This is a genomic window from Microvirga puerhi, assembly GCF_020089865.1.
Classification (GTDB): domain Bacteria; phylum Pseudomonadota; class Alphaproteobacteria; order Rhizobiales; family Beijerinckiaceae; genus Microvirga; species Microvirga puerhi.
Map to the genome: position 1 here is coordinate 30,762 of NZ_JAIRBM010000027.1, position 24,429 is coordinate 55,190.

The following is a 24,429-nucleotide window of genomic DNA, read 5'->3' on the forward strand; positions in this document are numbered from 1 at the left end:
TCTTAAGCCAAAAGCAACTGCCCAAAGGTTACCGTGACATTCCCGGTCAGGCGGACGATAGGAGGATGACTCCTGCGATCAGAACGCCGCAGCCTGCGAGCCGCCATGGACCAACAACCTCACGTAGGATCAGCATCCCCATCAGCGCTCCCACCATCATCGACATCTCGCGCATGGGCGCGACGAGGCTGAGCGGAGCCCCTGCGGTCAGGGCAGTCAGGACGAGAATATAAGATAACGGAGAGAGCAGACCGACGCCGACAGCGATCCACCAGTAGCCGCGCATGCGGGCGAGCGCCCCTTGCGGGTTCGTCGCAATGAGCGGCACGAGAAGGAAGATGCGTAGGAGATTCGAGAACCAGTCGAGGACGACAGGGGCGATGCCGAGCGCCTTCACGGCATAGGCATCGATCACAGTGTAGGAGGCAATGAGCCCTCCGGTCACCGTGCCCCACCGGACCCCAGCCTGTCCGCCCGGGCGCCGGAAGGCCGACAGGTCGCCCCGCGTGGCGATGAGGCCGATCCCGATGACCACCAGCGCAAGCCCAGCCAACCCTTGTCTCGATGGCGCCTCGCCGAGGATGAGGATAACTCCGATGGAAGACAGCATCGGACCCGTCCCGCGAGCGACGGGGTAGACCACCGAGAGGTCTGCGACCTGATAGCCGCGCTGGAGGCAAAGGCTGTAGGCGAGATGGATGAGGCCACTGAGGAGCACGAATACGATACCTTCTCGTGTCCAGACGATTGACCCCTGCGCGAGAAGGTACAAAACCCACGGCGCGTAGGCGACGCAGCCAATGAGATTGCTGGCGAAGACAAAGACTGGACCGACTGAAGCGGCCTTCTTGACGAGCAGATTCCAGCTCGCGTGAATGAAGGATGCAAGAATTACGAGAAGCAGCGAGGCAAGCGTCACTGAGACCCCCTTGTGCGCAAAATGCGCTGGTTGATCTCAACGTCTCCTCCCCTGGGTTTTTGCCCCTTGGGTGCAGCCGCAGAACTCCCGCGGTCTCTGCAACGCTCGGTCCAGCAACGGAACGGATAGGCCGCCCGGAACCCTAGTTGCCACTCAGTCGATGCGGCGACCTAGCACACCGCGCCCCTGTCAATCAACCTGCTCATGAATGACTGCACCCTGCCAGGCCGATTGCGAGATATCGAAGAGTTTCAATACCCTGTGGTGCCGGCCATCCGCATCGCCGACACCATGGACAATGAGCGGCTCACTGATCGTGTCGTCAATCGTCTTACGAGGATTGAGAGCGAGAGCGGATTTTGGAACACCATCTGGATCCGGTGTCGCACCTCTTTCAACTTACCCTACCGTAAGGTCGAGATGTTATGCTCATCGAAGAGAATCTACCCTGCAGTCGGTTCGTCAAGCGGCACAAGCATGCGCCAGAGACTCGACTTGCCGCATCCGCTCTCGCCGACAAGTCCTAAGGTTTCTCCCGCGCCGATCGTTAGGTCAAAGCCGTAGACGGATTTGACGCTGCGCTCGCTTTTGCAGCAGCTGCGGAGTGCAGTCCTGTGTCCGGCGTGTTCATGCAATTGTCTGTTCACTGCTGATCTGGAAGGGTTTCGCCGGACCAATCTCCCTATTGATCAATGGGTTGTCACGCCCGACACATCAATTCGGCCAGTCCTCAGCAGTCGACTATCTGCTACCTTCATGCGCCTTCCGTGCCTCAACCTCGTGCACCGGGCACCAAACGGCGGGGAATTAGCTTGTCTTCTTATTCTCCACCGCGCGTCATTACTGACCAGGTAACCCGCGCCATCTTATAGGCCAAGGCCACCACCCACTTTCAGCGGCCAGGTGCCGCTTCAGGACTCTCGCCGCGCGAATCCGAATCCGGAGAGTGAACACGAAATGGCTCATTCTGACGCTTGCCTTGGTTCGCGCGAGCGGTTCTGAACAGCGTCGGCTAGCCTGAACGCCAATGGGTTCAGGGTGATCGAGAAGATCGCGCCGGCCACGATCAGGCTCTGGCCCTCGGATGGCAGGAGGCCCAGTCCCAGCCCCAGCGTGGCAAGGATGAACGAGAACTCTCCAATCTGCGCCAGGGCCGCCGCAATCCGGATCGCCGTGTGGAGCGGACGCCGGAAGGCGCTCACGATCAGGAACGCGGCCAGCGACTTGCCGCCCATGATGATCGCGATCGTCACCAGCAGGTGCAGTGGCCGCTCGACCAGGATCAACGGATCGAACAGCATGCCGACGGCAACGAAGAACAGCACCGTGAAGACATCCTGGAGCGGCTGCATCTCCAGAGCCGCGCGCTCGCTGTGTGTAGAGAGGTTGATGACCATGCCGGCAAAGAACGCACCTAGGGCAAAGGACACGCCGAAGAGCACGGCCGCTCCGAATGCGATACCGATGGCTGAGATCACGACGGCCAAAGTGAACAGTTCGCGCGAGCCAGTCGCGACGACTCGGTCCAGCAGCCACGGAAGCACCCGTGCGCCGACGACCAGCATCATGGCGATGAACGCTCCGACCTTCACGAGCGTCCATCCTAGAATCACGAGCAGCCCCGCCTGGGCCTCGGACCGCCCGCCGAGAGAGGGCGCCAGCGCCGGGAGGAGGACGAGAACCAGCACCGTGACCAAGTCTTCGACCAGCAGCCATCCTACCGCGATCTGGCCGTCCGGAGTGTCGACCTTGCCGCGCTCTTCCAAAGTGCGCAGGAGCACGACCGTGCTGGCAACTGACAGCGCTAAGCCGAACACCAAGTCCGCACCCAGCGGCCACCCCCAGAACCAGGCGGCGACGGCCCCGAGCGTTGTCGCGACGGCGATTTGCAGGATGGCGCCCGGGACCGCGATGGCTCGCACCGCCAACAGGCTCTGCAGGGAAAAATGCATGCCGACGCCAAACATCATCAGCATGACGCCAATCTCGGCGAGTTGTGTCGCAACCCGCGGGTCTGCGACATAGCCCGGAGTGAATGGTCCTACCACGACCCCAGCCGCGAGGTAGCCGAGGATCTGCGGCAGCTTGAGTCGCAATGCCAGCATTCCGCACAGGAATGCGCCCGCGAGACCGGCGGCCATCGTTGCGATAAGGGCGACATCGTGCGGCATGGCAAGGATGGGTCCTTTGGGCTCCAAATCCGATGACGGTTTGCTCGGAATGGCAGGCGCCGGGACAACGCTGGAGACGGGGGAACGGATCGAAGCAGGCGCTTGGACCATTCCGACTCCGGACTCAATTCGCGCCGGAACGGCAGGAAGTGCGCTCCGTTGTCCCTGCGTGTCACTCTTCCGGTGGAGGCAGGCGATGAGGCGCGACCGGTCGCAAGGGTTGTCCGCTAGCCTAACTCTCGCATTCCTCGCCGCGGGACTGGGCAGCCCGGTCATGGCACAATCCGTTTCCCTGAAACCGGCCGCGATGCCGAAGCTCGGCACGGTCGACGAGCGCTATCAGTCGTACAATGTCGAGATGCTGGAGGTCACCGGCGGCAGGTTCTGGCGGCCCTATGGCCCGGACCTCAAAGCCGCCCTGCGCCAGCCCGCGCCCACGTCGGCAGCCCAGTCGAACGGCGATACGCCTCCCGGCATGAACCCGGCCGTGTACGAGTACCGACCGCCCATCGACCTAGCCAACCCGCGCCTGCGCAAGCTGGCCGCCGCCCTTGGACCCGCCTATGTTCGCGTCAGCGGCACCTGGGCCAACACCACCTACTTTCCAGACGATGGACAAGCCCCATCAACGCCACCACCCGGCTTCATGGGCGTTCTGACCCAACAGCAGTGGAAGGGCGTGGTCGACTTTGCGAAGGCGGTCGACGCGGAGATCATCACCTCGTTCGCCACTGGCGTCGGCACCCGAAATCCCCAAGGCATCTGGACCCCGGAGCAGGCGAAACGGCTCCTCGGCTACACTCGCTCGATGGGCGGTCGCATCGCGGCGGCGGAGTGGATGAATGAGCCGACGCTGGCCACTATGGGCGGGGCGCCGCAAGGGTACGACGCGGCTGCCTATGGCCGTGACTTCAAGCGGTTCCGCGCCTTCGCCGACCAGGCCGCTCCGGACATGATCGTCCTCGGGCCCGGCTCTGTCGGTGAGACAACGGGCAACTGGGGCGTCATCTCCAGCTATGACAGCGCCCAGGTGCTGAAGACACGCGACCTGTTGGTCGCGTCCCAATCGGCTCCTGTTGACGCATTCTCCTATCACCACTACGGGGCAGTCTCGCTGCGCTGCGCCCCGGCCTCCCAGACCACACAGGAGGCCGCGCTCACGGAGGACTGGCTCGGGCGCACCGATCAGACCCTTGCTTTCTACCGGACGCTGCGAAACAGATTCGAGCCCGGTAAGCCGTTCTGGCTCACCGAAACTGCCGATGCTGCCTGCGGCGGCAATCCGTGGGCTGGCACCTTTCTCGACACGTTCCGCTACCTCGACCAGCTCGGCCGCCTCGCCAAGCAGGAGGTCAGGGTTGTCGCCCATAACACGCTGGTGGCGAGCGACTATGGCCTACTGAACGACAAGACCCTGGAACCGAAGCCCAACTATTGGGCGGCGCTGCTGTGGCGGCGGCTCATGGGATCCACCGTGCTAGAGACCGAGGTTCCCATCCAGGAGGGCTTCCATATCTATGCCCACTGCCTACGCGGCACGCCCGGAGGCGTCGCGGTACTGGCCATCAACAATAGCCGGACAAAGCCGAGTGCGGTCGAGATCCCCAAAGCGGCGGAAGGCTACACGTTGACGGCGCCGCAGCTGGAATCCGCCAGCCTCCGGTTGAACGGGCAGAAGGTGAAGCTCGGTGTCCAGGATGAACTTCCGGATCTGCAGGCCCGTCGCCTTTCAGCAGGACGGGTCGAGATCGCACCTGCGAGCATCACCTTCCTTGCCGTTCCGGAGGCGGGAAATCCCAGCTGCCGATAGGGCTGTTAGGCCGTTTCGGATTGGCCAGGTCCCTCCGGACGCCAGTGACACCGGTCCAGGCGGGAGGGTCGCTCGCTGGAAACGACTCGCGGTTGGCCTCCTCGACGGGATCGGGCGCGTGGCCGGTCGTCACGGGGCGGGTCAGATGTTCCGCCAGCTCGCCATGCACGATCGCACCGCCAACGGCCTGCATGCGGACGGCAAGGGACGAAGGTCCGTTCTCGGTGATCTCGGCAACCAGCGCGACCTCTCCGGGCCTCAATTGAGCTGTGATCTGTTGCCGAAACCCTTTACGGTCGTCCCGATCAATCAGATCCGCCTCCCGTCCGATCAAGGCTCCTCCAACGGCTCCGATCACGGCCCCGGCTGGGCCGACGGCCAAGCCGGCTACGGCTCCGATCAAAGCCGCAACGGCGGTCCCGATCGGGCCTCCGTCGGCCACGCGTCTAGCCTGCGAGCGTCCCGCCGCATCCTTTTCGACGACACCCAGCCCATCCAGGGCAATGCTCCCGTCAGTCTGGAGATCCTTCAGGATCCGGATCCCTTCGCTCGCCTGTGCCTCGCCAGGAAAAACCATGGCAACCAACTGGCTCATCGCCTCCTCCCTCGCTTCCTGCCGAGTTCGGCAAGCAGGTGTCAGGTAAGTTCCCAAGTCAGTGCCTCATTACTCGGCCACCACGAGTTCCCCCCATAGTCGAGCTCCGTGTTTGAATGGCAGCGAGTCAAGCCGGGTCAGGACGGGGGTGTTCCAGCCGGCCGTCGAAAAATCCACCTCCCCTCTCCCCGTTGACCTTGGGAATGCCGAAATCTGTGTCCGTAATCATTCTGCCATCGGAGGCGACGTTATGCCGGATGGAGAGCAGGAACGGGTGATTGGCGTTCTCCCGTCCGCGGAGGCGTTGCAGGCCACCATCGACCGTCTGGAGCTTGCCGGTTTCGACAGGGCCCAGTTTGGTGTGCTCGCTCCACAGGCGGCCGTTGAGGTCTGGCGCCGTCACCCAACCGCGACAGCGACAGACCTCGCGCAGAATCCCGCTGCCCCGACCGGCGCCTACATGGAGCCGGAGAGCGAAGGCGCGGCCGCCGGCGGTTTGATTGGCAGCCTGTTCTACCTTGGCGCCGGGCTCGCTGCCGGAGGCACCATTCTGACCGGCGGCAGCCTAGGGGTTGCTCTCGCAGGGATCGCCGCGGCCGGCGGAGCCGGCGGATTGCTCGGAGCGTTGCTGGCCTACGGCTTCCATCACGAGCATGCCCGCTCCATCCTCGATCAGCTTGAACACGGTGGGCTGGTGCTCTGGATCCAACCCCGAACTGCGGAACAACTGGATCTTGCCCAGGCCGAACTCAAAGCAGCCGGTGCACGGGAGGTCCTGACCCAGACAGGAAGCTGACGATGAGTCCCGCAAAGGAGTCCGCCATGGGTTATGCAGGTTACGGCAACCACTCCGAGCCGCCAGAGCCGGATGCTCCGCAGGAGCCAGGAGGCGCGGATCCGTTCCTTGAAGTCGAGATCGATCATGCCAAGTTCGCCAGGATCAAACCAGGCCTGACGCCGCCTTGGCACGAAACCAGTCCGCATCGACGTGACGGCAATCCGACCGTTTCGCCCGAAGCGACCCGTGAGATATCGACCCCCGCAGAAGGCGCGGGACCATTGCCTACCGAAGGCGATGAAGTCGATCCCGGATTGGGGTGAAGCTAACTCGCTACGAGGGTCGACGCTTCCGCAGACGATGAGGAGATCACCATGAACAAGAGCGGAAATCGAACTAGCCCGGAGCAGCAGCCTCAAGGATGTCGGCATGCGTTCGCTGGACGACCAAGTCGATCTGACGCCCGAAGCGCCGCCAGCCTGCTCGAGCGACTTTTCTCGACTACTTGGATCCGCTGTGCGTCACCCGGAAGATCGTGCCGTTGGCATCATCGCTGACCAGCAGGGCGCCGTCACGCGCGACGGCGATGCCGGCGGGCCGGCCCCACACCGTTTTGTCGTCCAGCACGAAGCCCGTCATGAAGTCCTCATACACGCCGGTCGGCTTGCCGTCCTTCATGCGGGCGCGGATCACCTTGTAACCGGTCCTTTCCTCCCGGTTCCAGGACCCGTGCATCGTGGCGAACGCGTCGCCTCGGTACTCGGCCGGAAATGCGTTCGCATCGTAGAAGACGAGCTGGAGGGTGGAGGAATGCGCCTGAAGCAGGACATCGGGCACGAGGACCTTGTCCTTCAGGTCGGGGCGCTCTCCGGCGTGAGCCGGGTCCTCGTTGGCGCCCGTGTAGTACCAGGGCCAGCCATAGAACCCACCCTTCTGCACGGTGGTCAGGAAATCGGGTGCGAGGTTAGGTCCAATGTGATCGCGTTCGTTGCCCGTGCACCACAGGGTGTCGGTGCCCGGCTGCATGGTCATGCCGGAGCAGTTGCGCAGGCCGGTCGCAAAATTGCGGACGGTCTCGCCTTCAGGGTCGAACACACGCACCATCGCCCGGTTCTCTTCATCGCCCCAGGCGGCGCCGACCCCGTGCGTCTTCTCGAAAGCCTTGATCTCCTCGGGAGATTTGGTCGGCATGTTGGGGGCGACATTGGTCGATGAGCCGATCGAAACGAAGAGGCGCTGGCCATCCTGCGAGACTGCCAGGTCGCGCGTCCAGTGCCGCTTGGTGGGGATGTCCGGAATGATGACCTGGGCCGGCCCAGTCGCCCTGCGCTCGCCGACACGGTACGGGAAGCGAACGACCTGGTTGGTCGCCCCCACATAGACATAGTGGGGGGCCGCAGGCGGATAGAACACGATGCCGAACGGCTTTTGAATTCCCTCGGCGAAGACCTCGGGCTTCACCGGCCCACCCTTGGCTGTCTCGGCGGGGAAGACCAGGACGCGTCCGCTCCCGCTCTCCGCCACGAAGATATCGCCATTCGGGGCGATCCGAATGACGCGGGGTTGGTTCAGATTTCTGGCGAGCACCTGCACCTTGAAGCCCTCCGGCACGGCCGGCGACTTGCCTTTCGGTGCCGGGACGACGGTGGCCATGTTCTCGAAGTCTGGTGCTTCGGGGTCATTCTGAGCCAGGCTCGGCGGCGGCAGGTCAGCGGGCCTGATGTGCCGGCTGACGCCGGGGGCGTCCCTCTCCCAGTTGCCGAAGGCCTCAGCTCCGGTGCGAACCTCCTGGGCGTTCAGGGGGGTCAGCAAGACAAAGGCCAGTGGAAGACCCGTCAGGATCGTGGACGCGCGCATCGCTGCCTCCGAAAAGGCTCGCCAGCCCGTGCTGATAAACGGATGGCGTCAATTCCTGGTTCCGCGACGGACGACGCGCGGTCGTCCATCACGCCTGTTGCGGTTCGGATCTGAACTGCCTGTTCATTGCTGCTGAGCAATGAAGTGTCCTTGGGCAAGCCTTCATGCCACACGCCGATCTTCCCTGACGGAGATAGGTCAGGATGATGAGGTCGGCTCATTCTCAATGGCGTAGACAGGAACCGATGATGGCGCTGGCGCGTTGGCGCGATCGCTCCTCGCGGAGGAGTTCGATGGCCAAGACATCGCTGATTTACAGCATGGCCTTCGACAGCCTCAGGTCATCGCCGTCGCCCCGGGCCCGTTCGGCGACCGGAAGGGCCGCACCAGTCATCGATCTCGGCTGCGGTGAAGGTGGACTTCGTGATGAAGGCAGGCCGCATGTCAGCAGGAGATCATGATGCCTGAACACATCGCCCCGAAAGGCACATCCACGGTTCTGGCCGACATGGGCAAGCTGCTGCCCGATCTGGAGGCGCTCTATAAGGACATCCATTCTCATCCCGAACTCTCGATGCAGGAGACCCGCACGGCCGGTATCGCTGCCGATCGGCTCAAGAAAGCCGGCTTTGAAGTGACAACCGGCGTCGGCAGGACAGGTGTCGTGGGCTTGCTCCGCAATGGCGATGGACCAACCGTGATGCTGCGCGCCGATATGGACGCGCTTCCGATCGCCGAGAACACGGGCCTTCCCTATGCCAGCAAGGTCACGGCGACGGATGCCGACGGGAATACCGTGCCGGTCGGACACATGTGCGGCCACGACATGCATGTCACCTGGCTGGTCGGCGCGGCGACCTTGCTGTCGCAGGCCCGCCATGCCTGGAAGGGCACGCTGATGGCCGTCTTCCAACCGGGGGAGGAAACCGCGCAAGGGGCACAGGCGATGATCGACGACGGTCTGCTCAAACGCTTCCCCATGCCGAAAGTCGTGCTCGGCCAGCACGTCATGGTTGGCCCCGCCGGCTTTGTCGCCGGAAGCTCGGGCCCGATCACCTCCGCGGCGGATAGTCTTCAAATCCGCCTGTTCGGCCGCGGGGCGCATGGATCGATGCCCCAAGCCAGCATCGATCCTGTCGTCATGGCCGCATCCACCGTCCTGCGGCTCCAGACCATCGTGTCCCGCGAGGTTGCCGCGACCGAGGCGGCCGTAGTGACGATCGGCGTCCTGCAGGCCGGCACGAAGGAGAACGTCATTCCCGACGATGCGCTCATCAAGCTCAATGTGCGGACCTTCGATGAGGGAGTGCGCAAGCGCGTGCTCGCGGCGATCGAGCGGATCGTCAATGCCGAGGCCGCAGCCTCGGGTGCCCCGCGCAAGCCGGAGATCACGCCGCTCGACCGCTACCCGCTGAATGTGAACGACGAAACGGCGAGCAACCGCATCGCCGAGGCTTTTCGCGACTATTTTTCGCCCGAGCGGGTGACGCATACCGGCCCCGCGCCGGCCAGCGAGGACTTTGGCTGCTTCGGCACCGCATGGCAGGTGCCCTCGGTGTTCTGGTTCGTCGGCGGCACGGATCCGGCGACCTACGCCAAGGCCAAAGCTGCGGGCAAAGTGAACGACCTGCCGGTCAATCACAGCCCGCAATTCGCGCCGGTCCTGCACCCGACCCTGGAAACGGGCATCGAGGCGCTGGTCGTCGGCGCTCTGGCCTGGCTTGGATCGGACGAGAGCTGAAGGAGATGGGTCAGGGATGGCCGCGACTTCCCGATTTTCGCTGACGGGCGAGCATGATGACCATTGATGTCTTCGTGCGTATTCTCGACCTGGTCGGCACCTTCGTCTTTGCGATCAGCGGAGCGGTTGCGGCGGTCAATCGCCGCCTCGATATCTTCGGCATTCTGGTCCTGTCCTTCGTTGCCGGAAACTTCGGAGGAATTACCCGCGACGTGCTGATCGGCGCGGTGCCACCGGCAGCGCTGACGGACAAGTGCTATTTGCTGGTTTCGGTCCTGGCCGGGCTGATCACCTTTTTCTGGTATGCCGGCGTCCATAGGCTGCGCAGCCCTGTCCTGCTGTTCGACGCTGTCGGCTTGTCGCTCTTTGCCGTCACGGGCGCTCAAAAGGCGATCTTGTTCGGGCTGAACCCGGTCATGGCCGCCCTTCTCGGCATGCTGACCGGGATCGGCGGCGGCATGACACGCGATGTTCTTCTTGCCGAGATACCGCAGGTGTTGCGTTCGGACCTCTATGCCGTGGCAGCCCTTGTTGGTGCCGCCGTTGTCGTTATTGGAGACAGGCTCGGCTTCTCTTCCGGTGTTTCAGCTCCGGCTGGAGCGGCCTTGTGTTTCGGCCTTCGCTTCATGGCCATCCGGCATGGCTGGCATCTGCCGGTCGCACATCTTTCCGCGAGGAAGCGCGCCGAAGCAGACACTTCGGATGACGAAGAAGTGTCCTGAACCGCTGTGTCACAGTTCTAGCGGGCACAACAGTGAGGAGAGCCATTTGCAAGAGACGATGAAACTCGATCGACACTTTAGACGCTACGCTTCCTCCAAGAAAACAGGGTTCTATATCGTATGAGCCCCGACGATGAGATCGCGGACCTGGGACGACGATCAGCTTCCGAGAGCCTTCAGCCAAGCTTCGAAGGTGTTATGTTCGTGTTTATCGAGCAGTCGGGGCATGGGCACGAGATCTGCTATTCCACCGTTACTTCTCGCGTCGCTTGGGCTGTATCCGAATTCTCTCTTGAAGGCGCGGCTGAAATCGGCGGCAGATGAAAAACCGACCTGTTCTGCGATTTCACCTATAGAGCTGCGCTGGCTAGGATTAGAGAGTGCTGCATGGCCGGCCAGGAGACGTTTCTTCTGAATATAGCGCGCTACGCCCCCGCTCGTCTCAAACAGGCTATAAAGTTGAGTGCGTGAAATCCCCAGAACGCGGCTCAATGATAGCGGACTCAACTGTGCCGAAGCAAGATTGTCCTGAACGTGTTGTCGTGCGCGCTCCATGAGCGCGAGACTTGATTGTTTCGTCGAGACTTTTATACGTCCGGCTATGGGGATCATGCACGAGATGATCATTTCGCGCATCGCCTGGACCACAAGTGGCAATTCTTCTTCGGTGAGGCTCGACAGGCGAGCCTCAACAGTCATGACATACTCAACGAGCATCTCTGCAAGGCTGCCGGACACGACGACATTGTTTGATATCTCGAGCAGGTGCGGAGTATTGCTGAACAAATCCCGTGGTACATGAAGAAAGATGTACTCTGCCTTGATCGTCCGCCCGCGAAATGGACGCCCAAGGGACTTGATGTCGACGCAGTTCACCTGGCTCTTCGCCACACGACCATCAATCTCGGTCCACATAGTCCCGGATCGCGGCAATATAATGCACCAATGATCTATTGGGCTTGCCCGAAGCTTTTCGATGGAGCGCTCAAAACTGTAAGCATCTGCAGATTGCTGTACTAAGAGCAGACGGCCTAAGTTCCAGACAACATGGTCAACTTGGAACCCCGCATCCAAGGACATATCATCTGGCAATTTCACGTCCAAAAGCGGCGCTATGTAAGCCGCCCACGCCGCGAACTGATCGCGTGGCGCAAGTTGGCGGGTTGAAAAGCGCAGTGGCGTCAGCGCAGGCGGACCTCTGTCGGTCTGGACTGGTGGCTCTACTTGGCGCGACGAGCGTCGACGCTCTCGAAACGGCTGTCGCATACCTTCTGGTTTTGCCCCAGCCTGTTGCTCTGAAGTCAGTCTTCGGCCCATGGCGTGATCCTAATTTCTCCTCCCAACATCGACCAAATACAGGCCTTGTTCACGACAATCCTATTGCTTGGAGTTGAGGCCGAAGAACGATAGCAGCGTCTAGCGTCATGTTCGCTCGGTGAGGATTGTCGATTTTGTTGAATGCGGGCAGCGGTGGTGCTCCAAATGTCTTAAGCTGGACCAGGGGCTACCAGGCCATGAACGTCCGCTTGGACCGTCGAGGTAAATTGAGCTTGCCCTGGCGATGGGGCGGATATTCGGAAAGCTTGGAGGCTCTAGTTATCGTAGCAGGCAAAACGAATGCGACCCATGTCGTTAAGCGCGGTATCGCAATCATCCCTATCTCAGACCAGATCCCGATCGTCCCGGGCGACCAATCGAATGCATAGTACGGGCCTGCAACCTCCTGTTTTATTCCTAAACGATAGTAGGCTGCCGACTCTTGAAATCACAAATACTAACTTAGAAAATCGTTAATAAGCGGCACTCATCGTTCGCCAGAGCAAAGTTAATGGACTCACACAAGCTCTTCTTGTAATAATGTTTGCCTTGTGTCAAACCTTGTTCTCTTGCGGAGGCGTCCAGAATACATGCCCATATCCGACTATAGGCCTCTCCTGACAAAAGCATCACCTCAGGTCACTATGATACAATCGCCGGCTCGATCATCGCAAATGCAGGTGAGCTGCGCAATAAAGCTTCGAATGAGTCGGCCTGGAGAGGCCGACAGAAATAGAACCCCTGACCTTCATCGCACCCAAGCCGAGTCAAGGCAGCAAGTTGTTGCGCCGTTTCTATTCCTTCCACAGCGATCGGGATGTCTAGGCGATGCGCTAATGTCGTAAGTGCTAAGACAATTGCTGTATCGCGCTCTCCCTCAGGGAGGCTCGCGACAAACGACTTGTCAACTTTTAGACGATCTATTGGAAAGTTCTTCACGTAGTTCAGTGAGCAATATCCCATTCCGAAATCGTCAATGGACAGCTGCACTCCAAGGCTCTTGAGACGATGAAGCATGGCCGAGGTCTGCTCACTATTATCGAGCAGGCCGCTCTCCGTGATTTCCAAATCAAGGAGAGCCGGATTTAAGCCGCTACTCCGCAGGACCTCCGCAATGAGAGACACCATATCTTGGTGGATGAACTGGAACGGCGAAACATTGACGGAAATGCGTAAGCCTTCTGCCGTCAATTTTTGCCAGGTAGCACCCTGCATGCAGGCTTCGCGCAAGACCCATTCGCCGATGTTGGCGATCAGAACGCTCCTCTCTGCAACACACAAAAATGATTGAGGATAAATAAGTCCGATGTCGGGTCTGTGCCAACGCAACAAAGCTTCAGTCCCGACGATGCGGCCAGACGCCAATTCGACTTGTGGTTGGTAATGGAGAGAAAATTGACGCCTTTCCAAGGCATGACACAGATCCAACTCGGAAGCTATGTATCTCTGCGTATTTCCCTCAGACTCCCCCAATCCAGCAACGGCCAGTTCGCTGCCCGTGCTCAGCTTCTGTCGGGAGACATAATCCAGAGGCTCGCTCGAGCAGGTCATACGACACCAGGTATTACGAATTCGGCAGAAGCACGGCGATTGACGGAGCCGTGCTGTTTCGAAGTACGATCAGATACGTCAGAGTTTCTGGAAATGAGTAACGCTGTGCCAAAAGTGGCGCACTGACTGTCTCTGCATCGTAACTGAAAAGTGCTTAGCTTTGAGGGCATGGGATGCATTCATGCGATGCGCATCCCAGTATCCCGAATCAATCGTTACCAGCCACCAAGATAGCGTGAGTTGAGCTTGACACCTGCATAAAAGAGACCGTGCTGTGTCTCCGACGTCGATCGCTGCTTATCCAGAGCAGCAAACTGGTCGCGTGCTTTGTCATACTGCATGAGCTGGAACAGGGTCCAACCCCGTAACAGGCCAGCCTCCCGACTCTCTGGTCTCCCCTTCGCTCTTTCATTCAGACGCGTCAAAACCAGACGATACTTACCTGTTTTATAAAGTGCATAGTCTCCATTGAGATCGCTCTGAGCGCGAAACTCCTGAGTGTGCTGCTGAGCGATCTCTTGCTTCCTCTTCACATCGCGCGACACTTTGTTCAAATTTGGGGTTACCCTATCGCTCTTCAGCAATTTTGTGGCCTCGTCGCCGACTCGTACAGGGCTGCTCCGAAAGACATACCATTCTCCGGAGGGATCCTTTCTCTGATAGATGACTGCGCCGTGTTTACGGTGGCTGAAGCAGACCTGTCTGGTAGTCGACCCCATGCGGTGATTCCAGTTCGCATCGAAGCAAATCTGACCGGTCTTGGTGACGGCCCATTTGCCGGTGGCGTAGGTCGCGTTTTTTCCGGAGCCCGACCAGGCATAGAAATGGCCATTATCCCTGAAATATCCAGCACCATCTGGCCACATCCAGGTCCTGCCTTTGTAGATGTGCGCGACTTCTCTGACGGACATCGACTTTGCTTTCTCCACCAGTTTGTTACCGGGGGTAGCCTGAGCACTCGACACCGCTACGAAGGCCGCTAGCAGGACATTCACTGCAAAAATTAGATAGCGCATTGATAATTTCCTTTTAAAAGTCAAAATTTGACAGGGATATTGTCGCGACGGGACTATTGTGTCTCATCCGCTCCAATATCTCGGCGGACGCGCCAATCGGGACGTCCGTAGTGCTCCGGCCACGGATAGGTTTCCACTTCGTTGAAGTAGATGATCGCCTGCAGAGCGGGAAACTTGACGCTTGCGTTTCTCACGCCGTTCCACCATGCGAGCGTATACTCATCGTCACCATGGATGCCCAACTCCGCGATATAGATCGGCTTCTTGTAGGACGTTACGCGGTCGTAGCTGATGCGAGTAATCTCTTCGAAGCTTCGGTTGCGGCCGAACTTGTCGATGTCATAGTCCTGCAAACCGAAAATCGACAGACCGATAACGTCAACATACTCGTCACCAGGATAGAACGCATTAAGTAGATTCTCCCCTTTTAGCGCCCACATAAACCGGGCACTCGCCGCTTCACGTCGACAAGTTTCAACGAAGTGCCGATACGCACGGATGTAGTCCCGCGGCTCCCAGAGAGACCAAGTATATCTGCCCGACGTGTCATCCATTTCATGAGCCCATCGGATGGTCACGTGACTCCGCAGTTGACCGACGGTTCTACAAACGCGCTGGATGTTCTCATCGAAGCGTCCATTGATGATGCCGTCAGCCAACGCCCGCCGGGGTATGCGCTTCTCCGGCGACCAGGACCAGGGCTCGAGCGTAATGAGCAAATCGCGTTCCCTCGCCATGGCATAGGAATCGGCACTATGAAGGGACTGCACGTTGACATCCTGCCAAGGCAAGAAGACATGCTCGATTGCGATGCCGCGCTCGTTCTTAAAAGAACCATGCGGATCGTAGACTCCGAATGGTAGGATAGAATCCAGCTCTCTGGGAAACCTAGGCGAATTGAGATCAGGTGTCGAAAGCGCCTGAGCCACACCAGGAACTCGCCCCCCCAAAACCGACAGCGCAGCCGCAAGGCCAAGTGCAAGTAGGCTCAAGCGAGCGAGACGACGCGAGCTACCCTTCATCGCTAGATGCTCCTCTGGTTGTCTAAAGTCACTAAGTTTGACTACTCAGCAGATCGCTTGTTTGCTCACTACTGCGCCCCGGGCCAGCGGTAGCCTCCTTGCTCCTCTTCCGTCTTCAAGATCAGGATTCTCCGTCATTGAAGGAGTTGAGTGAGCTCTTCCGATTCCCGTGAGGGAGAAGCCATGACGCTCAGCTACATCCCGATTGTAGATATTTCTTAAGTCAACCAATGTCGGCACGCGAACAGCTTTGCGCAGTCGGCCAAAGTCAAGATGACGATAGGTCTCCCATTCTGTCATGAGAACCACGACATCTGCACCCTCGCAGCATGAATACACATCGCCGCAGAAAGCCACCTCCGACAAAAGCGACATCGCGTGTCTCATGCCCTGTGGATCATGAGCACGGATTGTTGCGCCGCTGCGCTGTAACGCCTCGATGAGGGGAATGGACGGTGCCTCTCGCATATCATCTGTATCAGGCTTGAACGTCAGACCCAGAACGGCAACGGTCAATCCATCTATAGAACCACCGGCGGCTTCAATGACCTTCAGAGCCATACGGCGCTTCCGGGCATTATTGGCACCCACGGTTTCCTCGACCAATCGCAGGGGCACACCGTAATCCTGTGCTGTTCGGAGCAATGCCGTCGTGTCTTTTGGAAAGCAGGAGCCGCCATAGCCTGGGCCAGCATTGAAGAACGGCATCCCGATGCGATGGTCGAGTCCGACGCCAACCGCCAGATCCTGCACATCTGCTCCCACGGCTTCGCATAAGTCTGCCATCTCATTGATGAATGTGATCTTTGTCGCCAGAAATGCGTTAGCAGCATACTTAATGAGCTCAGCAGTACGGCGCTTTGTCACGACGATACGCGAAGGCGTCTCCTCAAGCACTTGGTAAATCAACTGCATCACCGAAGCAGCGCGGTCGTCGTCTGTTCCCAACACGACACGATCCGGCTTCAGAAAGTCATCGATGGCGGAGCCTTCCCGAAGGAACTCAGGATTAGAGACAACAGCGAACTCAGCGTCGGGACGCTCTCGTGCGACGATCCTCTCGACGGTGTCCCCTGTGCCGACCGGAACCGTCGACTTTGTAACGATAACGGTATAGCCCCTGATCGCCACGGCAACTTCTTTGGCGGCTGAGTAGACAAAGGTAAGGTCGGCATCACCGTCGTTATGACGCGCTGGCGTACCAACCGCGATGAAGACCGCATCGGCATCCGCAACTGCCGATGGCAGATCCGTTGTAAACTTTAGGCGTCGACGCTCAGCATTGGTCGCAACGAGGACGTCGAGACCGGGTTCGTAAATCGGAATCTCACCTTGCTGAAGGCGCGTGATCTTATGGACATCTTTATCCACACATGTCACCTGATGGCCCCACTCGGCAAAACAGGCGCCCGTGACGAGGCCGACATATCCGGAACCAATCATTGTGATCTTCATGACCTTACTCCTACAAGTTTCATCTGGTCAGAACTGGACTTGAGAATTTGAAAATGGACGCAGTTGGACCTGCCGAACCCCTGCCCCGCCCTGAGCGGCGCCCGCGACCCGATAAGTGACCTCGGTCAGTGACAAAAGTTCTTTGCCCCAACTCAGGGCCTCGATACCCTGAGCTCCGCGCAGTTTCATTGCCGTTGCTGGCACCAGGCAAACGGCCAGCGCCGCAGTCGCTTGGTACGTAAAGGTACGTGATGGGAGGCGATTGAGCTGCACTCCACTGTCTTTGACATGCTGGAAGAGGATGACGATCAGAAGGACAGCATAAAAGGCCGAGTTGACACTCGCGAAGACGTAGAAGCCGCGCGCTTGGTCTACATTCGAAAACATTAGAACGGGTAGAGCGGATCCCACGACCAGCGCGATGTAAGGCATGATTACGCGGGACGGTAGAGGTCCAACCGGATCACTGCCCTTTGGCGTGACACGGAAGTCGACGACGGTCCCTGTCAAGGTGTCCCGAACTGCCGCAACTGTTCCAGCGAGAGACCAGGGCCATCGTGCGAAGAGAAAGAGCGTACCTTCCCAACTCAATACCTTCGCATTCACCGGCCGACTCCATCCACCAGCCTTCCAGCGCCATGCCATGACGATCAGAGCAAGTGAGATCGGTACGAAATGGACAACGAACTCCGGGAACGTGACTCCGACAAAGTTTATACCTAACGTCAGCGCCGCAATCGGCATGGCAAACATAAGTGCCATGAAAAATGAGAACAACGGATACCAAAGTTGTGAGAAGATAAATTGAAACTTAAGCCGAGCGGGTAGTCGTGGGATATAAGTCGGAGAGTATTGGAGCAGGATCATCATCAGGCTCCGCGACCACTGGAATTCCTGTGTCGCCAGATCCGCGAAAGTGCGCGGTCCATCACCATGGGCAATCGCATCAATAGCGTGGACCCCGCGCCAACCATGAGCGTTCATGAGAAGCGTTGTTGAGTGATCTTCAGCCAGCTCTGGTCCCAGGCCGCCGATCTCCCGAAGTGCTGCGGTTCGAACCGCATAATGCGACCCGATACACAGCGGCGCCCAGCCGCTATTGTAGCCAGCCTGAAGTGCTCCATGCAGGGTCCCTTCGACATAAAGTCTGCTGCGGGCAGACCAACTTTCCGCGGCGTTCTTGTCACAGATGCTTGGGGCCGAAACGTATCCGACACCCGGATCTGAGAACGGCTTGAGTACCTCCTCAAGATATGTCTCTGTCGGCACATGATCAGCATCGAGCTGAGCGACAAAGTCATAGCGCTCGTAGCCATAACGATCGTAGAAGAATGCGAGGTTGCCTTCCTTGCAACGTGTGCGTCGCGGCCAGCTCGTACGATGATAGTCGAGGCGACCCTTCCTTGTGGAAACCTGAACGCCCCTCTCTCGGCACCACCGCAAAGTTGTGGGTGTTGGGTCTTCGTCTGCGAGCCAGGTATCATGAGGGTAAGTCTGGCGAAGCATGGCTTCGAGCGTTTCAGCTACTACCGAGAAGGGTTCAGAAGGAGCTTTGGTGACGACCATTGCAACACGGCTACCCGCTGGCAGTCTTAATGGGCCGGTCGGCTTCCTTGCGTTGAAGAAAATAACGATGAAGTACAGAGGAAGCAGCGTTACCCACGCCAGAGTGACAGTCACAAGCCCGTAGCCAAACCAACCGATATTGTGCTCTGGTTGAAACCACCATGTCCAGAAGTACAGTAGAGCCACGGCCCAGATGCTTGCTCCGATCCAGGCCTCGATCTTCTGCGCGCGGGAGAACAGCGAGACGAAATCACCTTGAGCGGACGAACTATGCTGCTCGGAACCGTCGCGTTGCGACCACATATCAGATGCCATAACTAGACCCTCAAGCCGAAAAAGGGTGCTGCGGTCCGCACGATCGTGTCGATCTCGGAGAGCTCAGGAGAGAAGCCTAAACAGATCCGCGCGAGGGTTGGGTCGGCGAACAGCGCGGGAGGATCGCCTGCTCGACGTGGCTCGATCCGAATGGGAACAGTGCGGTTCGTTACACGGCGAATGGAATTCAGGACATCCAGAATTGAGAGGCCGCGCCCAGTTCCGAGGTTGAGGGCAAGGTTCTTTCCTCCATCAAGGAGGTGCTGAAGAGCCATAACATGTGCGCGTGCGAGATCGGTGACGTGAATGTAGTCGCGAACGCAGGTACCATCGGTGGTATCATAATCATCGCCAAATACTGACAAATGTTCACGGTTGCCGCCGGCTGCCAGCAACGCACAAGGAATGAGATGTGTCTCAGGAGAATGCCATTCGCCGAGTTGGCCATCTGGGTCCGAACCACATGCATTGAAGTAGCGCAACGCAACATAGCCGATGCCATAGGCAGCGGCATGATCTTCGAGCATCTGCTCAGCGATCAGTTTGCTGCGCCCGTATGGATTAATGGGGCGCTGCGACGCTTGTTCATTGATGGGAAGACGATCGGGAATGCCATAGGTCGCGCAACTGCTGGAGAAGATGATCTGCTTGAGGTTCGTTGCGCGGCACGCCTCTAGCAGGGAGAGCATTCCCGACACATTGTTGCGGTAGTATTTTGCTGGATCAGATACGGACTCGCCTACATAGGCAAATGCAGCAAAGTGCAAGATCGCTAGTGGACGATACTCGATCAAAGCGCTTGCAAGGAACGCCGTGTCGAGGATGTCGCCTTCCACAAGCGGTCCCCAGCGCACCGCATCGCGATGTCCCGTTACCAAGTTGTCGTAGGTGACAGGCTCAAAGCCATGTGCCGACAGAACCTTGCAGGTATGGCTCCCAATAAAGCCCGCTCCGCCAGTCACGAACACGCGGCGGGAACTCATGCTACGAACTCCAGGACCGTGGCGTCCGTCTTTCGCAGAAGAGCGTCGAAGTAACCAATGGTCTTCATCAGCCCTGCCTTTAGTGGCACGCTGGGTTTCCAATCGAGAAGGGCCTCGGCCTGCGAAATGTCGGGCCGCCGCTGCTGCGGGTCATCAGTGGGTAAAGGTTGGTAGATGATCCTTGATCGGGAACCAGTGAGCTCGATCACTAGATCTGCCAGTTGGCGAATGGTGAACTCAGCCGGATTCCCGAGATTGATCGGACCCGTTGCGTGACCGGAGGACTCCATCAGTCGGATGAAGCCATCAATCAGGTCGTCAACATAGCAGAAGGAGCGCGTCTGATTGCCTTCGCCGTAGATTGTAATATCGCTTCCCTGAAGTGCTTGAACGATGAAGTTGGACACGACACGTCCATCATCGGGGCGCATACGGGGCCCGTAGGTATTGAAGATCCGTGCGACCTTGATCCGTACGGAGTAACACCGATGATAGTCGAAGAAGAGTGTTTCGGCACAACGCTTTCCTTCGTCATAGCAGGAGCGCGGGCCAATAGGATTCACGTTGCCGCAATAGCTCTCAGGCTGCGGATGAACATGTGGATCGCCGTAGACTTCGGAGGTTGAGGCTTGGAAGATTCTAGCGTTGCATCGATGTGCCAGATCAAGGAGATGCATGGCGCCCAGAACGCTTGTCCTGGTCGTTTGTACGGGATCCGCTTGATAGTGTGGTGGCGACGCAGGGCAAGCTAGGTTGTATATCTCGTCAAACTCTCCCGTAAACGGGATAGAGACATCGTGCTCGATAATACTAAAGCGGGAGTTTTGGCAGAGATGTGCAACATTCCGTAAAGTACCGGTCTGAAAGCTGTCCAAGCAAACGACGTGATTGCGTTGCGCCAGCAATCGCTCGCAGAGGTGGGAGCCGAGAAAGCCCGCTCCGCCAGTGACAAGGATCCGCCTTCCACGGGTCCAAGGCGAAAGCATGTTATTCAATGCCGGAAGTTCGGAAGAATGAGACTGTAGCACGGGCAAGCTCCGTCGTTTGCCCGCGACGCCGCCGGGGCATACCGAGAGTGATAAAATTGAAAAGCGCTCGGGAACCGTGCGAGACGATACCGAGGCAAATGGACCTTCTTAGAAGGACCCCTCGACGGCAAATCTCGAGTATCTGGCGAAGAACGCCCCACTCCTCGCGGAGAAAACAAGTAACGTGTTCTCTTGTACGGACATGGTACGCTCCGTATGTCTAGATATACCCGAATGCGGCAGATCTCCCGCTTGGATCGATGTGCCGTCTGCTCATGGGATGCAATTTACGGGATCTTAACCGTTCTGTCCGTAGCGCAACATCCATAAACTTAGCAGATCGTCCGAATCTGCGCGTTTGAGCAGACATAGAGAATTTGAGCAGCCGGATTAGCGGGTTTCATGCCTGCCCTCGGTACAATCGGCGAGCAACGTTGGCTCTAACGCAATATGGCAATAGTTGCAGATAGAGCTGGTGCCGTTGTTCCTGCAGCAGACAGCATCGTGCATCGAAGCCTGAATTCTCGGTTCTAATCTCGCCTATGTGGTAAGGCGCCGACGCAAACTCTTTAAGTGAATTCGCCATCTGTCTCCGACCAAATGCGCAGGTGCATGACGTTCAAATGCCACCATTCTGACCACGCAGCGACTCTGTTGTGCGTCCAGTTGTAGTATCAGGTCTGTGGCGTAAGCCTCCAATCCGGAAGAGAAGATGGTCGGGAGGGACATCGTGATCGATCAGGAGGCCATCCACCGCCGCGCCATCCATTGTGTCCCACTGGTGCTGGCGAAGTTTAACCAGCGCAAGCGCCTGGTCAGCTGTAGTGGTCCATCGACGAGCATGTATCAGAATCGTTGGACGGTAATAGTATCTCTGGAGCATTAGGCGCCGCTCAGGATCCCAAACGACCGGGCCAGCTTGGTCCTACAACGATTCCCGCTTGACAGAACTGACTCGGCCCGGCCCATTCCTTCGTTCGCACTAGGTGAATTTTCGGCGAGATGTTGGAGCGTATCAAGAATGCTCAACGCGCGCCAGATCGTGTCGCTTATCACGCCTGCTATCTTTCTTCTTTTTAGCGCGAGTTTTCTTGTCGCGTGGCTTGTCGACCGTGAGCGCAAGCGCATCCTGCTCTTCAGTGTTTCACTGCTTCTTTATGGAGCGGCGGCGGTTTATCAAATCATGGGTATTCCGGCCGACTTTGGCCTGAGCGCGATGATTTCTGCGTCGATCTATGTTGTCAGCTCGTCGTTTTTGGTCGAGGGAATTCTCCGTCGCATCGGAAAGCGATATCATCAGCTTCTCCATGTACTCTTCTTCATCACTATCCGTACGGGAATTTATTTTTACTATTACGTTGATAGAAGTCTCAAAACCAGAATCTACATTCTCAATTTTGGCATCGGGGCATTTTTCGTCGTGACGGCCATGAGAGTTCTCGATCTTCGATCCGGCAAATTGCCGGACAGAATCCTTTTTGGCTCTTTTGGGCGTTCTCGGTGCAGTTCTTCGGTAGGACGCTGTTGACTCTTGTTGGCGATCCAATCATTTCCCGCGGAGGAAAGGGTGTAGCGGCTGCGTTCGGAGAAACACTTTTCTGGCTTGCTCTTCGAGTCAGCCTTTCGCTGTTTTGAGCTGCCCTGGCATTGACACTTCTTGCGACAGCCATCTCGGATGTCCTCGAGGATCTCAAGCGGCGGCGCGATATCGATCCTCTAGCGGGTCTCTTGAACCATCGCGGCTTCGATGCAAAAGCTGCGGACATTCTGACGGACTGGAAGAGCGCCTCTATCAGCGCAGTCGTTTTTGATATCGATCACTTCAAAAACATTAACGACACTTTTGGCCACCATGTTGGAGACAAGGTACCTCCGGAGATGGCACATATTGTGTCTTGTACACTTAGAGGGAGTGGCATCGCCGGACGCACGGGAGGTGAGGAGTTTGTCGTCCTCCTGCGAAATTCGAATCGTTACAGCGCCTTTGAATTGGCCGAACGCCTTCGGGCGACTCTTGAAAGTAAGACCTTTCATTGCCTATCAGGGCGACAGGTCACTGCCAGCTTCGGCATCGCGGTTCGTCGAGGCGAAGAACCACTATCAATGCTCCTCGCCCGGGCAGACGAACTTCTCTACACTGCTAAATCCCAAGGGCAGAATCGAACCTGCGGGGATCATCCGCTGAATTAGGCAGTATGGGAGCAGTCGGCCACCAATAGCAGCGCCGGTACGGGCCACGTGATTTTCCTCGATCAGCACCGGATACGTATTCGATCTGGAGAGGTATGATGCGAGGAGTGGTTGCAGGCTCTTTGGTAGTTTAGCTTGATGGTATCCTTTGTAGTGCTTTATAGGTGGAGGCACTACTGAACTGCGTCGCTCGAACGGGTCAATTAATTGGGCGCTGGAAACAGTACGGCACTAGGTACAGAGCCGCGTCGAGGTGCTGCAATCAGCCGAAGGGAAAGGGTCGGTACGCCGCTGATGAGGCCGGAATTTTGCACCTGTCCGAGTTCACTTGGACGTATGACAAGACGCGAGATCGGTTCATCATGTGATGGAGGCATAAGATTTGCCGTAGCGCCTCGATCACGTTTGATGACGATATTCTTACAGCACGCAGATGCGACCAGGTCGAGATAATCTATCTACCGTTTCATCTTGAGACTGACGCTACCGACAAGGGCGTAGCTGCCGCCGAAGCCCTCAATCGAGGCTCTTGCTCACTAATACCTCATCATAGACGGATTCGCGATTATTGCTCCATCTCAACGATCTGGAGGCTGAAAACCGGCAATCTGCGATCAACGCTAGAATAACCATCATTACCCTTCGCGTGGTATCCCTGATCCAAAATAAGCAGAGCCCGGACGGTGTGATCTCTCCTGATGCAATTCAGCCTCGGAATATCTCAGACCCGCAGCTGATTTGCGAGGGCATCGAGACTCTTGCGGGATCCTTACTTTAAGGGATCGAGCTGATTTGTGCTCTGTGAAGGATATGCCGGCCATGCTGCCATTGCGCCACCGCAGTCTTGACGGACAAATACGAAACTTGAGCTCAAAGATTACGAGATCAAACCGTTTTTGCGTTTTCCTGAACCTCAATTCTTGCGCCTCCGGTGGAGAGATCACTGATCTTGCACGACACCGCAGCTCCGTTATTGAGATAGATTTTCCCCTCCAACGAGCTGGGTGTTCGCGCTGATCGACGGGCGTCCGCCTCCTGGATATTATTCCCGCGAAACATCCGTATCCACCCCTCGCAATCTGCCGAGCAACTATTACTGTGAATAGGTCTATCTTCAAAGGAGCGATTACCGCTCGTTATTCACTATGATTAATTTCTAATTAGATTCAGCTTGGCTATGCTTCGCTCGCCGGCTTTCAGTCGCTCAAGTTCAGAGCCCGAAACGGCTCTATCTTGCCGGAGACACCGTAGAGTCACGTCGGTGTCTCAAGCAGCGTTTGACTGTTTGCTGTTGAGGTTGACCTTGAAGGCGGCCTGGGTCTTGGCCGTGATCTCGTCCAGGGTGACGCCGTCGGCGAGCTCGATCAGGGTCATGCCGGAGCCGCCCTTCTTG

At 58.0% G+C, this 24,429-nt stretch carries 20 protein-coding genes and 2 pseudogenes; 7 read left to right on the forward strand and 15 right to left on the reverse strand.

The window, feature by feature from the left end:
• Positions 1–46 precede the first annotated feature (46 nt).
• The 3 genes and pseudogenes from K9B37_RS22845 to K9B37_RS22855 all read right to left on the reverse strand — a co-directional run.
• Complete coding sequence (locus K9B37_RS22845) at positions 47–919, reverse strand: EamA family transporter (RefSeq protein WP_224315847.1); 873 nt, start codon at positions 917–919, stop codon at positions 47–49.
• A gap of 443 nt (positions 920–1,362) precedes the next feature.
• Entirely contained in the window at positions 1,363–1,566 is a 204-nt protein-coding gene (locus K9B37_RS22850; protein ID WP_224315848.1) for an ATP-binding cassette domain-containing protein, read from the reverse strand.
• A gap of 360 nt (positions 1,567–1,926) precedes the next feature.
• Positions 1,927–3,090: pseudogene (locus K9B37_RS22855) on the reverse strand (cation:proton antiporter domain-containing protein); the annotation flags it as partial.
• Positions 3,091–3,286: 196 nt separating this feature from the next.
• On the opposite strand from K9B37_RS22855, the gene K9B37_RS22860 reads away from it, so the two are divergent.
• On the forward strand, positions 3,287–4,900 hold the full coding sequence (locus K9B37_RS22860; RefSeq protein WP_224315849.1) for a hypothetical protein: 1,614 nt from the start codon (positions 3,287–3,289) through the stop codon (positions 4,898–4,900).
• Here K9B37_RS22860 and K9B37_RS22865 read toward each other — a convergent pair.
• Positions 4,854–5,495 (reverse strand): DUF1269 domain-containing protein, encoded by a 642-nt coding sequence (locus tag K9B37_RS22865; RefSeq protein WP_224315850.1) that lies wholly within the window; start codon positions 5,493–5,495, stop codon positions 4,854–4,856. The genes K9B37_RS22860 and K9B37_RS22865 overlap by 47 nt on opposite strands.
• Positions 5,496–5,745: 250 nt before the next feature.
• Between K9B37_RS22865 and K9B37_RS22870 the strand changes: the two genes are divergently transcribed.
• Both K9B37_RS22870 and K9B37_RS22875 read left to right on the forward strand, forming a co-directional pair.
• Positions 5,746–6,291 carry a hypothetical protein gene (locus K9B37_RS22870; RefSeq protein WP_224315851.1) on the forward strand — a complete coding sequence of 182 codons (546 nt, stop codon included), beginning with the start codon at positions 5,746–5,748 and terminating at the stop codon, positions 6,289–6,291.
• 2 nt (positions 6,292–6,293) lie between these two features.
• Positions 6,294–6,596 carry a hypothetical protein gene (locus K9B37_RS22875; protein ID WP_224315852.1) on the forward strand — a complete coding sequence of 101 codons (303 nt, stop codon included), beginning with the start codon at positions 6,294–6,296 and terminating at the stop codon, positions 6,594–6,596.
• A 178-nt stretch (positions 6,597–6,774) separates the two neighbouring features.
• Here K9B37_RS22875 and K9B37_RS22880 read toward each other — a convergent pair whose 3' ends face one another.
• The gene (locus K9B37_RS22880) at positions 6,775–8,130 is read right to left on the reverse strand and encodes a PQQ-dependent sugar dehydrogenase (RefSeq protein WP_224315853.1); all 1,356 of its coding nucleotides are present in this window, start codon (positions 8,128–8,130) and stop codon (positions 6,775–6,777) included.
• Between the two features lie 457 nt (positions 8,131–8,587).
• On the opposite strand from K9B37_RS22880, the gene K9B37_RS22885 reads away from it, so the two are divergent.
• Both K9B37_RS22885 and K9B37_RS22890 read left to right on the forward strand, forming a co-directional pair.
• Positions 8,588–9,871 (forward strand): M20 family metallopeptidase, encoded by a 1,284-nt coding sequence (locus tag K9B37_RS22885; RefSeq protein WP_224315854.1) that lies wholly within the window; start codon positions 8,588–8,590, stop codon positions 9,869–9,871.
• A gap of 53 nt (positions 9,872–9,924) precedes the next feature.
• Positions 9,925–10,593, forward strand: coding sequence for a trimeric intracellular cation channel family protein (locus K9B37_RS22890; RefSeq protein WP_224315856.1), 669 nt, complete (start codon positions 9,925–9,927; stop codon positions 10,591–10,593).
• 159 nt (positions 10,594–10,752) lie between these two features.
• Here K9B37_RS22890 and K9B37_RS22895 read toward each other — a convergent pair whose 3' ends face one another.
• The 8 genes from K9B37_RS22895 to K9B37_RS22930 all read right to left on the reverse strand — a co-directional run bounded on the left by K9B37_RS22895 (position 10,753) and on the right by K9B37_RS22930 (position 20,804).
• A complete protein-coding gene (locus tag K9B37_RS22895) occupies positions 10,753–11,910 on the reverse strand; it encodes a helix-turn-helix domain-containing protein (RefSeq protein ID WP_224315858.1) in 1,158 nt (385 codons plus the stop codon).
• Between the two features lie 642 nt (positions 11,911–12,552).
• Entirely contained in the window at positions 12,553–13,320 is a 768-nt protein-coding gene (locus tag K9B37_RS22900; protein WP_255616749.1) for a putative bifunctional diguanylate cyclase/phosphodiesterase, read from the reverse strand.
• A gap of 356 nt (positions 13,321–13,676) precedes the next feature.
• Positions 13,677–14,477 (reverse strand): DUF995 domain-containing protein, encoded by an 801-nt coding sequence (locus K9B37_RS22905; protein ID WP_224315860.1) that lies wholly within the window; start codon positions 14,475–14,477, stop codon positions 13,677–13,679.
• Between the two features lie 53 nt (positions 14,478–14,530).
• Entirely contained in the window at positions 14,531–15,406 is an 876-nt protein-coding gene (locus K9B37_RS22910) for a glycoside hydrolase family 26 protein (protein WP_224315862.1), read from the reverse strand.
• A 138-nt stretch (positions 15,407–15,544) separates the two neighbouring features.
• Positions 15,545–16,954, reverse strand: a complete 1,410-nt coding sequence (locus tag K9B37_RS22915; RefSeq protein WP_224315864.1) for a UDP-glucose dehydrogenase family protein — start codon at positions 16,952–16,954, stop codon at positions 15,545–15,547.
• A gap of 27 nt (positions 16,955–16,981) precedes the next feature.
• On the reverse strand, positions 16,982–18,835 hold the full coding sequence (locus K9B37_RS22920) for a glycosyltransferase family 2 protein (RefSeq protein ID WP_439651780.1): 1,854 nt from the start codon (positions 18,833–18,835) through the stop codon (positions 16,982–16,984).
• Between the two features lie 2 nt (positions 18,836–18,837).
• A complete protein-coding gene (gene galE / locus K9B37_RS22925) occupies positions 18,838–19,818 on the reverse strand; it encodes a UDP-glucose 4-epimerase GalE (RefSeq protein ID WP_224315866.1) in 981 nt (326 codons plus the stop codon).
• Complete coding sequence (locus tag K9B37_RS22930; RefSeq protein ID WP_224315876.1) at positions 19,815–20,804, reverse strand: UDP-glucuronic acid decarboxylase family protein; 990 nt, start codon at positions 20,802–20,804, stop codon at positions 19,815–19,817. Before K9B37_RS22930 ends, galE begins: the two co-directional genes overlap by 4 nt.
• A gap of 1,063 nt (positions 20,805–21,867) precedes the next feature.
• Between K9B37_RS22930 and K9B37_RS22935 the strand changes: the two genes are divergently transcribed.
• Both K9B37_RS22935 and K9B37_RS22940 read left to right on the forward strand, forming a co-directional pair.
• Positions 21,868–22,374 carry a hypothetical protein gene (locus tag K9B37_RS22935; protein ID WP_224315868.1) on the forward strand — a complete coding sequence of 169 codons (507 nt, stop codon included), beginning with the start codon at positions 21,868–21,870 and terminating at the stop codon, positions 22,372–22,374.
• Positions 22,375–22,493: 119 nt separating this feature from the next.
• A complete protein-coding gene (locus K9B37_RS22940; RefSeq protein ID WP_224315870.1) occupies positions 22,494–23,036 on the forward strand; it encodes a GGDEF domain-containing protein in 543 nt (180 codons plus the stop codon).
• Between the two features lie 885 nt (positions 23,037–23,921).
• Here K9B37_RS22940 and K9B37_RS25015 read toward each other — a convergent pair.
• Positions 23,922–24,095 (reverse strand): PilZ domain-containing protein, encoded by a 174-nt coding sequence (locus K9B37_RS25015; RefSeq protein WP_369414409.1) that lies wholly within the window; start codon positions 24,093–24,095, stop codon positions 23,922–23,924.
• Positions 24,096–24,302: 207 nt separating this feature from the next.
• A pseudogene (locus K9B37_RS22945) lies at positions 24,303–24,429 on the reverse strand (succinyl-CoA--3-ketoacid-CoA transferase); the annotation flags it as partial.

What these genes read in the sequence shown, in the direction of transcription:
- K9B37_RS22860 (WP_224315849.1), top strand. Translation starts at nt 3,287, where the DNA reads ATGAGGCGCGACCGGTCGCAAGGGTTGTCCGCTAGCCTAACTCTCGCA.
- K9B37_RS22865 (WP_224315850.1), bottom strand. Translation starts at nt 5,495, where the DNA reads ATGAGCCAGTTGGTTGCCATGGTTTTTCCTGGCGAGGCACAGGCGAGC.
- K9B37_RS22870 (WP_224315851.1), top strand. Translation starts at nt 5,746, where the DNA reads ATGCCGGATGGAGAGCAGGAACGGGTGATTGGCGTTCTCCCGTCCGCG.
- K9B37_RS22875 (WP_224315852.1), top strand. Translation starts at nt 6,294, where the DNA reads ATGAGTCCCGCAAAGGAGTCCGCCATGGGTTATGCAGGTTACGGCAAC.
- K9B37_RS22880 (WP_224315853.1), bottom strand. Translation starts at nt 8,130, where the DNA reads ATGCGCGCGTCCACGATCCTGACGGGTCTTCCACTGGCCTTTGTCTTG.
- K9B37_RS22885 (WP_224315854.1), top strand. Translation starts at nt 8,588, where the DNA reads ATGATGCCTGAACACATCGCCCCGAAAGGCACATCCACGGTTCTGGCC.
- K9B37_RS22890 (WP_224315856.1), top strand. Translation starts at nt 9,925, where the DNA reads ATGATGACCATTGATGTCTTCGTGCGTATTCTCGACCTGGTCGGCACC.
- K9B37_RS22895 (WP_224315858.1), bottom strand. Translation starts at nt 11,910, where the DNA reads ATGGGCCGAAGACTGACTTCAGAGCAACAGGCTGGGGCAAAACCAGAA.
- K9B37_RS22905 (WP_224315860.1), bottom strand. Translation starts at nt 14,477, where the DNA reads ATGCGCTATCTAATTTTTGCAGTGAATGTCCTGCTAGCGGCCTTCGTA.
- K9B37_RS22915 (WP_224315864.1), bottom strand. Translation starts at nt 16,954, where the DNA reads ATGAAGATCACAATGATTGGTTCCGGATATGTCGGCCTCGTCACGGGC.
- K9B37_RS22920 (WP_439651780.1), bottom strand. Translation starts at nt 18,835, where the DNA reads ATGGCATCTGATATGTGGTCGCAACGCGACGGTTCCGAGCAGCATAGT.
- galE (WP_224315866.1), bottom strand. Translation starts at nt 19,818, where the DNA reads ATGAGTTCCCGCCGCGTGTTCGTGACTGGCGGAGCGGGCTTTATTGGG.
- K9B37_RS22930 (WP_224315876.1), bottom strand. Translation starts at nt 20,804, where the DNA reads ATGCTTTCGCCTTGGACCCGTGGAAGGCGGATCCTTGTCACTGGCGGA.
- K9B37_RS22935 (WP_224315868.1), top strand. Translation starts at nt 21,868, where the DNA reads ATGCTCAACGCGCGCCAGATCGTGTCGCTTATCACGCCTGCTATCTTT.
- K9B37_RS25015 (WP_369414409.1), bottom strand. Translation starts at nt 24,095, where the DNA reads ATGTTTCGCGGGAATAATATCCAGGAGGCGGACGCCCGTCGATCAGCG.